Source organism: Caballeronia arationis (assembly GCF_001544975.2).
In the GTDB taxonomy this organism is placed as follows: domain Bacteria; phylum Pseudomonadota; class Gammaproteobacteria; order Burkholderiales; family Burkholderiaceae; genus Caballeronia; species Caballeronia arationis.
The window spans coordinates 33,553-46,545 of sequence record NZ_FCOG02000002.1; the positions used below are offsets into that span (position 1 = coordinate 33,553).

8 protein-coding genes are annotated in these 12,993 nt (G+C 65.7%); 2 read left to right on the top strand and 6 right to left on the bottom strand.

The genetic code is table 11. The features are described 5' to 3' along the window. Window positions 1-65: 65 nt before the first annotated feature. Window positions 66-335 (bottom strand): DUF1488 family protein, encoded by a 270-nt coding sequence (locus AWB81_RS01365; protein WP_062632107.1) that lies wholly within the window; start codon window positions 333-335, stop codon window positions 66-68. A gap of 500 nt (window positions 336-835) precedes the next feature. Here AWB81_RS01365 and AWB81_RS01370 point away from each other — a divergent pair, with 500 nt between their 5' ends. Together AWB81_RS01370 and AWB81_RS01375 are read left to right on the top strand one after the other, a co-directional pair. Then, window positions 836-1,402 carry an H-NS histone family protein gene (locus tag AWB81_RS01370; protein ID WP_062632108.1) on the top strand — a complete coding sequence of 189 codons (567 nt, stop codon included), beginning with the start codon at window positions 836-838 and terminating at the stop codon, window positions 1,400-1,402. Between the two features lie 422 nt (window positions 1,403-1,824). Beyond that, on the top strand, window positions 1,825-2,454 hold the full coding sequence (locus tag AWB81_RS01375; RefSeq protein WP_327371267.1) for a 4'-phosphopantetheinyl transferase family protein: 630 nt from the start codon (window positions 1,825-1,827) through the stop codon (window positions 2,452-2,454). Window positions 2,455-2,458: 4 nt separating this feature from the next. Here AWB81_RS01375 and AWB81_RS01380 read toward each other — a convergent pair whose 3' ends face one another. The 5 genes from AWB81_RS01380 to AWB81_RS01400 are packed head-to-tail and all read right to left on the bottom strand — an operon-like array spanning window position 2,459 to window position 12,993. Beyond that, the gene (locus AWB81_RS01380) at window positions 2,459-3,424 is read right to left on the bottom strand and encodes a GNAT family N-acetyltransferase (RefSeq protein ID WP_087134752.1); all 966 of its coding nucleotides are present in this window, start codon (window positions 3,422-3,424) and stop codon (window positions 2,459-2,461) included. Window positions 3,425-3,468: 44 nt separating this feature from the next. Further along, a complete protein-coding gene (locus AWB81_RS01385; protein WP_062632110.1) occupies window positions 3,469-4,311 on the bottom strand; it encodes a formyl transferase in 843 nt (280 codons plus the stop codon). 24 nt (window positions 4,312-4,335) lie between these two features. Next, window positions 4,336-6,525 carry a TonB-dependent siderophore receptor gene (locus tag AWB81_RS01390; protein WP_062632111.1) on the bottom strand — a complete coding sequence of 730 codons (2,190 nt, stop codon included), beginning with the start codon at window positions 6,523-6,525 and terminating at the stop codon, window positions 4,336-4,338. Window positions 6,526-6,579: 54 nt separating this feature from the next. Further along, the gene (locus AWB81_RS01395; protein WP_062632112.1) at window positions 6,580-7,950 is read right to left on the bottom strand and encodes a lysine N(6)-hydroxylase/L-ornithine N(5)-oxygenase family protein; all 1,371 of its coding nucleotides are present in this window, start codon (window positions 7,948-7,950) and stop codon (window positions 6,580-6,582) included. A gap of 30 nt (window positions 7,951-7,980) precedes the next feature. Then, window positions 7,981-12,993 (bottom strand): non-ribosomal peptide synthetase, encoded by a 5,013-nt coding sequence (locus tag AWB81_RS01400; protein ID WP_062632113.1) that lies wholly within the window; start codon window positions 12,991-12,993, stop codon window positions 7,981-7,983.

The window sequence follows — 12,993 nt, forward strand, 5'->3', positions numbered from 1 at the left end:
TGTCAGGCAAACGCATGCCGCGCCGCTTGGGGCACTTGACCGACGCGGCAACGGTCCGATGCGCCTTAGTGCGAGAAGTCGCTTGCGTGAAGCACGATCGGCGCACGTTTGTCGCGCAGCATTTTTCGCTCGACGGCCGCCGCAATGCGTTTGCGCCCGTCCATGTAGGCCTTCAGGAGCCGGGCGTCTGGCGCGCCGACGGGCGTCCAGAAATGCTCCTCGAGCGCGTCCCGCGTGATCGCGCACTGGACCGTCTCGCCGTGCGCGACCGCCATGAAAACGACCATTTTTCCGTCTGACGAGACGCTTGCCTCTGCCGTAAGTGTGCTTTCCATGATCGCGCTTCATGTCTGCCGACCGGCGCCGGCCCACCCGGACGCCTCGCGTCGAATCTGTCCACAGCGAAATAATAGCGCCCAAACGCATTCGGCGCCGGTGCGCCTTCCTGCAATGCCGCCGCCCGTCGTTGTCGAGGCCGTGACAGTGCCGGGCAATGATGCGCAAGGTTCGTCGCGTCGTCCTGATCGTTATGAGCGTGTCGCGTCTGGTTATGTCCGCATAAGTCTGCGAATGAATAAGCGGTTCACTTCAATACGTCAGCGGATGGTTAGGCATGCCTCTAGCGTCATATGATCCGCCGAATCCGGTAATGCTTTCGCACGCCCTTTCCTAGCGCTTACCGTTTTAGAACCAGACCCCGGACGACGCAAACCAACGATGCTTCATGCCGAATCGCGCTGCTTTTAGCATCTTTGCTTGTTCGATGTGGTCAAAGTCTTCGCTAAATGCGCTAAAGATGGCATAGTGCGAGCAAGACCTTCTTTAGGAGATGAATATGGCCACACTCGATCAGCTTTACCAACGAATTGCGCGTCTGCAAAAGCAAGCGGAAACCATCGTTGCGAAGAAGGCTCAGTCCGTACTCGACGACATCCGCGCAATGATGGAACGCCATGGCTTGACCACCGCCGACATCGAAGCGCATGGAAAGCCCGGCAAGGTTACACGCAAGGCCGCATCCAAGAAGGCTGGCGTGGCCGCGAAAGCCAAAGTTCAGGGCAAGCTTCCGCCCAAGTACATGAACCCCAAGACCGGCGAGACCTGGAGCGGGCACGCGCGTCCTCCTGCATGGATCAAGGACGTGAAGGACCGCACCAAGTTCCTGATCGATGGTGCGGCAGCGCAAGCGGCCCCCGCAGCCCGGAAGCCGGCGGCCAAGAAAGCCGCGGCGAAGAAGACGCAAGCCGCGAGTCGCAAGACGGCGGCGAAGAAGTCTTCGACGGGTGTCAAGGCGGCAGCCAAACGCAAAGGTGTCGCGTCGAACAAGACGGCGACACGCCGCCCGCGTGCAAAGCCGGTAGTAGACGGAGCGGTTGAACAGGCGCCTGCTGCCGCTGCTTGACGTAGCGTGGTCAAGTCTTGCCGGGAGCATCCCCCGCAAGACAATCTGCGTTTCGGCACTGGCCGATTCGCGTTTGAACGAACAAGCTGCCGTTGAGCGAACGGCAGCCATTCTTGTCCATCGACTACGCTTACGACTGCGCAATCGTGCGCGCAAGGCGTCGTCCTAAGGCAAGGATAGTCATCGGAATGACAATCCCTCGCTGAGCACGCGGATAGCGGCATTCATACGCAAACATGCGTCACGCCCTTTGAAGTGAAGACTCCAGGAACGCTACGTCAGACGGAGCAATGCTCGCAGTCGAAGCCGGCGGCGAGTCGGGGAGCGGCATAATCGTTCGGGTTTCACGACTTCCGAAAGCGCAATCGATGACCTCGTTCCATTCCTTGCCGTTGCCGTCATGCTGCCCTCCGGAGCTTTCCTTGTGGCGCATCGACATGACGCTCAACGTTCCATTCGACGAATCGAATTTTCCGTCTCTCTCGGACACCGAACGTTTGCGCGCGCGGTCGTTTCATCGAAGTGAGGATGCCTTGCGTTTCGCCGCCGTCCGCGCGGTATTGCGCGAGATCCTGGCCAAGGTGACGGGCATGGCGGCAGCCGACGTGGCGCTCGTCGAAGCTCAGAACCGTCGCCCGGCGCTAAGGCACGCAAGCGAAAGCGCGCAAGAACCGCCCCTCGACTTCAACGTCTCTCACTCAGGCGCGCATGGACTGATCGCGGTGGCATCGGGAAGGCGAGTCGGCGTGGATATCGAACAGTGCATAGCCGGTTTCGACTGGCGCACGATCGCGGACATCGCGCTGAGTCCCGGCGAACGCGCGCATATCGAGCGACTCGGACGCGCCGCGCAGACCGCGGCGTTCTACGATATCTGGGTGACGAAGGAAGCGACTTTGAAGGCCCATGGCGTCGGGCTGACGGACGGCATGCAGCATTTTTCGACGCTGGGCACGCCGCGCGAAGGCATCGCCATCGGCGACGCATTCTTTCAGACCGCCACGCTTGCCGCGCCACCGGGTTATGCGGCATCGGTGGCGTGGTCGGTCTGACGCATCAGAACCTGAAATCGCTAAAGAACTTCTCGCGTTCGATCACGGTGAGCGCTGCGCGCTTGTGCGGGAAGTCGAATTCCTTGAGCGTATGGAAGCCCATGCGGTGCATGTACGCGATGTGCCGCACGTGATCGACGCGCGGTTCGCCGACGAGTCGCTCGGTGCGCGGATCGTCGACGAACATATAGTGCAGCACGCCACTCCACCATGCCCTGAGCTTGCCCGCGCTCTGGAATTGCGGATCGCCGATCAGAAGATGCAGGCCGCGATCGAAATCGCCCGCGTCGTAGAACGGGCCGAGACGGTCTTCCTTCGCCCAGTAGAACTCGAAATAGCCGAAGGGGTTATCGTCGAAATAGCCGAGCATCGGATGCATGTGCGGGTCGTCGCGACGCTCGGCCAGATAAGCCTTGTGCTCGGCGCGCGTACCCTTCTGATCCCAGAAGTACGCGACGCGATCGAGATTCTGCCACTCGCTGAAGACGTCGGCGTCCGCTTCCGGATCGGCGGTGCGCAAGCTGAATGTCATCCCGATCTGCGGAAAGAAGCGCTCGTAGATCGTGCCCTCGGCGTTGTCCGGCCGCACGGGATGACGCCGTCCGTTCGTCTCGGTGTAATGCAGCGGCGTGTCGCCCGACGCGCGCGACCTGAGCCACGGGCGCGGCAGTTGCCAGAAGGTCCTGCGCGAGATCGTGAGCAGCAGTCGGCCGTCGTGCGGCCCGGCCTGATCGATCACGCCTTCGGCCTTCGCACGCGCGACGAACGCGTCGATGGCCTTGGTGTCGGCGCTTGCGAACGGCATCGCGAGCGTCGCACTCTGACGATCCGTCTCGCTGCAAAACAGTTCGGCGAGCGCGGGCAGGAGCGCGTCGGGCACGAGGTCCGGCCGCCATGCGGCAAGCGTGCGATCGGGCGGTTCGATGACGGCGGAAGCCGCCGTCATCTCGGGATCGAAGCGAATGTTCATCGTCATGTCTCCGGCGTTGACGGGTTGGTGGAAGGGCGCGATCCTCAGATCGCCGCTTTCACGAAACTCTCGGCCATCGTGGCGAGCCCGCCTTCCAGCGCGGGAAAAAGGCTTTGCTGAAAATTGTTCCAGCGCAGTTCGAGAATCGTGTCGTTCACGTCGATGGGTGTTTCAAGCACATCGAAAATCACTTCGCCCGAATCGATCCCGTTGTCGACGTAATGGAACGATGCGCCCGTCCGCTCGACGGGCGGCACCGGGCGCGTCTCGCCGGTCGTCCAGTCGACGACCTTCCGGCCGCGCGCGCCATGGAGCGCATCGAGCGTCGCGTACGCCCCGCGCCGTTCGTAGCGCGAGCCGAGCCGCGTCACGCCCGGATGGATATTCGCGATCCGCCGATGAAACGGCGCGCCCGGCCGTACCAGTTCGTCGAGAATCACGAGCAGGCCGTCGAGCACCACGAAATCCGCGTCGAGCGCGACCAGCTTGTCGAGCAAGCGACGCTCGAACACGCTCTTCTGCGCCGGGCGCTCGGACGAATTCAGCGGCAACCGCCGGTATTCCGAAGGAATCGCGTGCAGCAGGCTCGTCACCGGCCTGCCGTGCACCGCGAGATGCGGCGGATGGATCCACGGCCTGCCGGGCTGGCAAGAAAATCCGTATTGGCCGAGCTTCGCGCGGTCCGTGGCCGAACCTTCGTCGTCGTCGTAGATCACGCCTTCCAGCGAATAGGTTTCGCCGAGTTCCGTTTCATTGAGCTGCTCGACGAGAAATTCGAGCGGCGATTTCATGTAGCGCAGGCCGCCCTTGTATTCGATGTCCTGTCCGGCCCGATCGGCGGCGGCGTTACGCAGGGACAGGATGTAGACCAGCTTTATCTTCGTCATGGGTGATGGTTTGTTAAGTGAGCGTCACCAGTTGTAACGGGCGCTGGCGATAACAGTGCGCGGATTGCCGTAGAAGCACGCCGACGACGACTGGCAGCCGCTCACGAAGGTGCGATCGAAAATATTCGAAGCGTTCACCGCAAAGCGCCAGTGACGCATGTCGTAGTGAACGGCGGCGTCATACACCGTGTAGCTCGGCACGTAGAGCGAGTTGTCGGCGGCGCCCGCGAGTCCGCTCTGGTAGCGGATGCCCGCGCCAAAGCCCAGGCCTTCGAGCGGACCCGCGTGCCAGGTCCAGTCGGCCCAGAGCGATGCCATCTGGCGCGGCAGCGGAATCGATACCGGCCACTTGTCGAGCGTGACGTCGTTTGCGCGGATGTTCTTCACGTCCTGATACACGTAGGCCGCGATTACCGAAAAGTTGCGCGTCACGTTGCCGACCGCGCTCAGTTCGATGCCGCGCGAGCGCACTTCGCCGGTTTGCACGGAGAACGTACCGGTCGGGTCGGCAGGATCGGGCGTGAGGACGTTCGTCTGGTTGATCTGGTAGATCGCGGCGTTGAGCATCAGGTTCTTGCCCGCCGGCTGCCAGCGCAGGCCCGCCTCGATCTGCCGGCCTTTGGTCGGCGCGGGCAGGCTGCCGTCGGCCATCTTCACGCCGATGATCGGATTGAACGAGGTCGAATAGCTGATGTACGGCGAGAGACCGTAGTCGCCCAGATAAGTCAGCCCGACGCGCCCGGTGAACGCGCTGTCGTTCTGCTTCTGCTGCGTGCCGCCGATGACGTCATCCTGCTTCGTATCGGTCCAGTCCTCGCGGCCGCCGATCGTCAGCATCCAGCGCTGCCATTTGATCTGATCCTGCGCGTAGAGGCCGAAGGAATCGAGCGTCGAGCGCGTGTTGGTCTGGCCGAACGAGTCCGGGCCACTGAAGATCGCGGTCGAAACCGGCGTGTAGAGCGGGTTGTACATGTTGAGGCTCGGCCCCTGCGCGAGCCATTCGCTGTCGGTCGAGTTCTGGCGGTTGTACTCGAAGCCGAGCAGGACCGTATGCTCGACCGGCCCGGTGCCGAAGCGCGCCTGCGCCTGATTGTCGATGTCGAAGCGGCTGTAGTTCGGCTGGAAGAGCCCGGCATAGCGCGCGAGCGTCTGCTCGGTCGGATCGCTCGGGTCGAGGCCGTCGCCCCAGACCGCGCCGTTGTCGAGCGAGAGATGCATCCAGCGCGTGTTCTGGCGGAAAGTCCAGATGGGATCGAACTTGTGCTCGAACTGATAGCCGACCGACCACTCCTTCTTGCGATAGTACGAGTAGGTCGGGTCGCCGGTGTACAGGTTCTCCGAGATCCTGCCGTTCGGATTCGGCAGCACGGTGCCTTCGGCCGGCAGGAAGTTGTTCGACGCGTCGCCCCAGTCCTGCAGATAGCTCGCGGCAACCGTCAGCGACGTGCTCGCGTTCGGCTGCCACCGGACCGAAGGTGCGATGGAAAAGCGCTGTTCCGCGTGCGGCCCGGTGAGCGAATTGCCGTCGCGTCCGACGGCCAGCACGCGATACGACAGCGTGCCGTCACGGTCGATCGTATCGCCGATATCGAACTGCAGTTGCTTCCTCGCATAGTTGCCGAGCTGCATGCCGACTTCGCGGATGCGCTCGCCGTTCGCGAGCTTGCTCTGCACGTCGACGATTGCACCTGGATCGCCCTGGCCGTACAGCACGGACGTGGGTCCGCGCAGGATCGTGATGCTGTCGATCATGTACGGATCGACGCGCCAGCTCGACAGATTCAGCGTATTGGGTACTTGAAGGCCGTCGACGAACACGGTCGGCGTGAAGCCGCGCAGCGCCGAGTACCAGTCGGAGCGCACGTCCGCGCCATACGACGAAAAGCCCGGAATATAGCGCAGCGCTTCGTTGATGCTCGTGGCGCCGGTTTCCTCGATTTGCGCCGAGGTGACGACGTTGATCGTCTGCGGAATTTCGTCGATCGGCGTATCGGTTTTGGTGCCCGTCCGGCTGCGGCGCGCGACGAGACCGACCGTGCCGTCGCCCTCTGCGGCCGCGCTGACCCTGACTGCGGGCAGCGTGGCTTGTGTTCCTTCCTGGGTTGTCGTTTGCGTTGCTTCCTGCGCCAGAGCGTGATCCATGGCGGCTGCGCAGAACGTCACGCCCGCCGCCGCCGCGATCGCGGTCCGACGCATCCCTCTTCCCCACACCATTATTTTTCTCTCCAGACTGCGTTTCGGCCAACGGCCGCTATCTCATCGACGACATCAAAGAGCGAAAGCCACGTGGCCGCCGCTCACCCCGTTCTTTTTCGTATCCGCCGGCTGGCCGCCAACGCGCTTGTCCGCCGCCTGTTCCGCGAGCGACGCGACGATCTCGTCCGAGCGCAGCGCCAGCACCGAAAGCAATGTGTCGGACAGTCCGTGGCTGTCTTCGCAGCAGCCTTGCAGATAGATGCGCGGCTTGAAGTGCGCGGGCGTCGCGAGCCGGTAGTCGCGGCCGACGCTGCGCTCCGCGAGCGCGTCGCCGAGATGCGGCGGGAGACCTTCGAGCAATGCCAGGTGCGTGTCGCGCCGATAACCCGTCGCGAGCACGAGCGCGTCGAAGCGCTCGGCGCGCGCGTGGCCGCTCAGGCGGTCGCGCATCGTCAGTTCGATCTGGCCGTTCGCCGTGCGCACGGCGCCTTCGATTGCCGTGTTCGCCAGCAAGCGATGCCGCACGTCGTCCGAGACCGTCTGCAGGTACAGCATTTCGTAGATCTGCTCGATCAGCGGGCGGTCGACGACCGCGTAGTTCGTACCGCGGAACCGTTCGATCAGCGAGCGCCGGCCGTCCTGCAACTGTGAATACACGACGTCGGTAAAGGCCGGGCTGAAGATTTCGTTGACGAACGGCGTGTCATCGGCGGGCTTGAGCGCGCTCGAACGGACGACAAGGCTCGCATCGACGTGCGGGAAGCGGCGCGCCAGATCGGAGAAGACTTCCGCCGCGCTCTGTCCCGCGCCGATCACGGCGACACGCTTGTGGCCGCCCTCCGGCTTCCCGACCACGCGCTCGATCGAATTCAGATAGCCCGACGAATGAATCACGTTATGCGGCCCGAGCGCCGCGAACGCCTCCGGCACCTGCGCCGCCCCGCCGATTCCGACCGACAGCGCGCGCGTCACGCGCTGCCACTCGCGGCCCTGGCCGTCTTGCGACAGCACACGCAGTGCGGCGATCTCGCCGCTCGCGCCGGCTTCCATGACCGGCTCGATCGAGGTGACGGTCTGCCCGTAGTGGACGCGCTCCTCGAACGCATCTGCGACCCAGTTCAGGTAGTCGTGAAACTCGATGCGGGTCGGATAGAAGTTCTTCAGGTTGACGAATTCGTTCAGGCGGCCGCGCTCGAACAGATAGTTGATGAACGTGAAGCGGCTTTTCGGATCGCGCTGCGTGACGAGGTCCTTCAGGAAGGAAATCTGCATCCGGCAATCGTCGAGCAGCATGCCGCGATGCCAGCCGAATTCCGCCTGCCGCTCGACGAAGCAATGCGCGAGGTTCGCCGTGCCCGCCTCTTCGGCAAGACGTACGGCGAGCGAAAGGTTCGACGGCCCGAAGCCGATGCCGATCAGATCGAATACTGTTTCTCTCTTCATGTCTCAGATCTCTGTCAGGTGTCTCAGGAGTTATTGGTTGATGGCCGGCACGCCGCGCGGCCCTTCCGCGAGAAGGCTTTGGCGCGCGAGTCGCCGGCCGAGCCCGGCGAAATCCGGTGCCGCGAAGACGTCGTCGATCGCGATGGCGAAGCCCGCCTTGTGCGCCGCATCGACGAAGCGCACGACGTCGAACGACGTGGCGCCTGCTTCGAACAGGTCGTCATGACGGGAAAGGCTTTGGTCCTCGAAGAGATCGCGCCAGACAGCGGCGAGCGCTTCGGCCGTGCGCATGGCGTCGGCTTCGGCGGCTTCGTCGTGAGGCGGCGCTGGCTCGTTCGCTAGCGTGACGATCGAGAAACGCGTCTGAGCTGCACCAAGTGCGTCATGCGGCGCATCGACAAACTGCGCGACGGCCTGCAGATAGCTCTTAGCCAGCGCCTCGGCGAACGCGCTGTCGACCAGTTCGTTCGCATACGAGAACGCGCCGGTCACGCGCCCGTCCGGATGCTCGACGATGTCGAGTTCCAGTTCGAACACCACGCGATGCCGCACGTCATTGAACTCGTCGAGCGCGAGGCCCGCCCAGTTGCGTTCGGCAGCGCCTGTCGGACGCAGATAGTTGAACATCACCTGGAAGAGCGGATTGCTACCACCCGCGCGCGGTGCGCCGAGCGTCGCGACCACATCCGCGAATGGCACGTCCGCATGGGTGTAGGCGGCGAGCGCCGCGTCGCGCACGGTGTTCAGGATCGTCGCCGGCGAATCCTCCCGCGCGATCCGCGTGCGCACGACGACCGCGTTGATAAAGAGCCCGAACGCCTGGCGCGCGGCGTCGCCGGTCAGCTCGCGGGTCGAAGCGAGCACGCCGACAGGCTGGTCGTCCGCACCCGTCATCCGATAGAGCGCAAGGTTGAGCGCGGCGTGCAGGAGCATCGGCAGAGTCGCGTGCGCGTCGAGCGACATCGCGCGGGCGCGGCGCACGAGCGCGCCGTCGAATTCGAACGCGATGCGGCTCGCGGACCATTGCGGCTTCGGGGTGCGACCGGTCGCGGGCGGCGGCAACGCAGTCGCGGGCAGGTCCGCGAGCGCCTCGCGCCAGAACGCGAGCCGCGCGCGTGGCGCCGATGCGGGCAGCACAGGAATGTCGGCGGCCAACGCCGGCCTTGCCAGCGCTGCGCCGGCTTCGAGCGCGATGTAGGTCGTCCGGATATCGTCGAGCCAGAGATCGATCGAATGGCCGTCGGACACGATGTGATGCACGACGAGCGAAAGCACGTGATCGTCGGCGGCGAGGCGGATCAGGCGCACGCGCCAGAGCGGCTCGGCGGCGCAGAGATCGAACGGGGTGAGCGCGTCATCGTCGGTGAGCCTGGTCGCATGCGCGAGACGCGCGGCCTCGTCATGCCCGGAAGCCAGATCGACGACCGGAAGCTCGAACGGCGCCATCGGCACGATGCGCTGGCCCGGCAGCGATCCGGCACGCTCGACGAAGCGCGTACGCAGCGCCGGATGACGCGCGGCGGCGTGCGCAAAGGCTTCGCGCAGCGCATCGGCGGCGAGCGGACCGCGCAGCCGCAACGCGACCGGGATGTTGTACGCGGCGCTTTCCGGCTGCGCGCGCCAGAGGAACCACAAGCCGAGCTGCGCGGCGGAGAGCGGCAGGACGCCTTGCGCGTCCGGCACGAACGCGGGCACCGAAGCGTCCGACACGGTTTCGCTCGCCTGCGCCCGCGACACGCGCTGCGCGTACTGCGAGAGCACCGGCGCTTCGAACAGTGTGCGCACGGGCACGTCGCGCCCGAGTTCTTCCGCGACGCGCGTCGCCACGCGCACGGCCGCGAGCGAGTGTCCGCCGAGTTCGAAGAAATGATCCGCACGGCCGACGCGGCCGATATTGAGCACGTCGCCCCAGATTTTGGCGAGCGCCGCTTCCGTGCCGAGCGCCGGCGCTTCGTACACGCGCTCCTTGCGTGCGGGTGCCGGCAGCGCCGCGCGGTCGACCTTGCTGTTCGCGTTGCGTGGCAACGCGTCGAGCACGACGATATGCGCGGGCACCATGTAGTCGGGGAGCGTGCGGCGCAGGTGTGCGTCGAGCTCGGCGGCATCGGCTGCGTTGCCGCTTTTCGAGCGCTCGCGCGCCGCGTCGGTCAGCTCCACATACGCGACGAGCGCTGTCTGCACGACCTTGCCATGCACGACGGCGACGGCTTCGCGCACGTCGTCATGCGCGGCCAGCTGCGCCTCGATCTCGCCGAGTTCGATGCGCAGGCCGCGCAGCTTCACCTGATGATCGACGCGTCCGAAGAAGTCGAACACGCCGTCCGCGCGCCGCCTGACGAGGTCGCCGGTGCGATAGAGACGCGCGCCCGGCGCGCCGTACGGATCGGGCACGAAGCGCTCGGCGGTCATGGCGGGCCGGTCGAGATAGCCGCGCGCCACGCCGACGCCCTCGCCGCCCAGATACAGCTCGCCCGTCACACCGACCGGCAGCGGATTGAGCCGCGCGTCCAGCACGTGCGCCGTGCGCGCGCCGACCAGCGTGCCGATCGGAAGATAGGCGTTGTCGGCGAGTTTCGTGGGATCGTCACCGGGATAGAACATCCACAGCATCGGCGTGATGACGGTCTCGGTCGGCCCGTAGCCGTTGACGATGCGTGCGTTCGGGAACGCGCGGCGCATCAGCGCGAACGCTTCGCGCGAAGTTGCTTCGCCGCCCACCGTGAGCGAGCGCAGCGTCGGCGGCGCGCCGTGCGCGAGCGCCCATTCCGCGAGTTGCGTCGCGCAGCCGGGCGGGACGTAGGTCATCGTCACGCCCTCGCGCACCATCAGGCGGCAGGTGAGCGCGGGCGGCCAGAGCGTGTTGGCCGTGATCGCGACCGCCGCGCCCGCGATGTACTGCGAGAACCAGCCTTCGTGCGCGCCGTCGAAATTGACCGACTGGAACAGCAGGAACACGTCGTTCGCGGTTGCGCCGTAACGCTCGGCGATCGCGACGCAATGCAGCGCGAACGAGCCATGATCGACGATCATGCCCTTCGGCTTGCCCGTCGATCCCGACGTATAGATTGCATACGCGGCCTGCGTCGGCGCGACGGCGGGGAGTTCGACCGCTAGCGTGGCGTCGTCGTCGAAGAGGCTTTCGTCGTCGATGAGCCAGACGCGCGCGCCTTCGGGCACCGGCAGTGAAGCGAGGCTCGCGCGTTCGGTGACGATGTGGACGATGTCGGCGTCATCGAGAATCTGCGCGAGGCGTTCGCGCGGATGGCTCGGATCGAGCGGCACGAACGCGCCGCCCGACTTCAGCGCGGCGATCAGCCCGACGAGCAGATCGACCGAGCGTCCGAGCGCCACGCCGACGCGCATTTCGGCGCTCACGCCCGCATCGACCAGACGCTGCGCGATGCGCGTCGCGCGGGCATCGACTTCGCCGCGCGTGAGCGAGCGGTCGCGATCCGCGACACCGCGCGCGTCCGGCCGCGCCCGCGCGTGCCGCGCGATGCGCTCGTGCACAGGCACGAACGCCGGTGCTTCGGAAGGCGCGTTGCGGTTCCACGCATCGAGCTGAACGCGCTCGTCGTGCGGCAGCCATTGCAGGTCGGCGACGAGCGTTTCGGGCGCATCGAGCGCATTCGAAAGCAGTTCGACGAAGCGCTGCGCGAGCCGTGCTACGGCGTCGGCGTCGAAGAGATCGAGCGCGTAGATGAAACCCGCGTCGATCGAGCCGTCCGCGCGTTCCTCGAAATTTGCGGTGAGATCGAACTTGGCGAACGGCGTCCCCGACGGCAGTTCGGTCGCGCGGACTTCGGCAAACGACGGCAGCGCGCGGCGCGCGCCGAACGCGGCCATCACCTGGAAGAGGGGATGATGGCTCGCGCTGCGCACGACACCGAGCGCCTCGACCACCTGCTCGAACGGCACGTCCTGATGCGATTGCGCATCGATGAGCGCCTGCTGGGCCGCATCGACCAGCGCCGCGAACGGCGCGGCCACGCCGACGCGCGTCGCGAGCGTCAGCGTGTTGACGAAAAAGCCGATCAGGCCCGCCGTCTCGCCACGCTCCCGGTTCGCGGACGGCACGCCGATCTGGATATGCGATTCGCCCGAAGCGCGCGCAAGGAGCGCATCCAGCGTGGCGAGCAGCACGGCGAACGGCGTCGCGCGTCGCGCGTTGGCGAACGCCCGCACGCGTGCGCCAAGCGCGGCATCGAGCGTGAAAACGTGACGCGCGCCGCGCGCGCTGCGCTGCGCGGGACGCGGCGCAGCGCCGGGCAGCATCAGCACGTCGCGCGCCGGATCGAGTTGCGCGCGCCAGAATTCGAGCTGCCGGTCGCGCTCGCCCGCGTCGAGCCAGCAGCGCTGCCACAGCGCATAGTCGGCGTACTGGATCGGCAGCGGCGCGAGCGAAACGGCCTCGCCCTTCGCATACGCGCGATAGAACGAGGCCAGTTCCGCCAGCGCGATGTCGGCAGACCAGCCGTCGGAGACGATGTGATGCGTCGTCAGGGAAAGCCAATGCGTCGTCGCGTCGAGGCGGATCAGGTGCGCCCGCATCAGCGGCGCGTGCGCCAGATCGAACGGACGCGCTTCGTCGGCGAGCGCGAGTGCGCTAGCGCGCGCTTCACGCTCGGACCCCGGCAACGTGCTCAAATCCACTGCGTGCCACGGACAGCGCATCGGCGCGTGGACCGTCTGCAGCACGCCGTCGGTGCCTTCGGCGAAAGTCGTGCGCAGCGCCTCGTGACGCGCGATCAGCGCATCGCAGGAAGCGCGCAGCGCGTTGGCGTCGAGCGCGCCGCCAAGCCGCATCCGCTCGGTGATGTGATACGCCGCCGGCTCGTCGATCATGCGCGCGTGCAGCCACAGCCGCGTCTGCGCGAACGAAGCCGGCACGCTCGCCGCGCGCTCGGCACGCGGCGGAACCGGCAACAGGCGAAAGTCGATGCCCGCTTCGTCGAGCCTCGTCAGGAACACCTTGCGCTGCGGCTCGGGCAATTGCGCGAAGCGCGTCGCGAGCGTCAGCAGGTCGGGTCTTGCAGTCGTCAT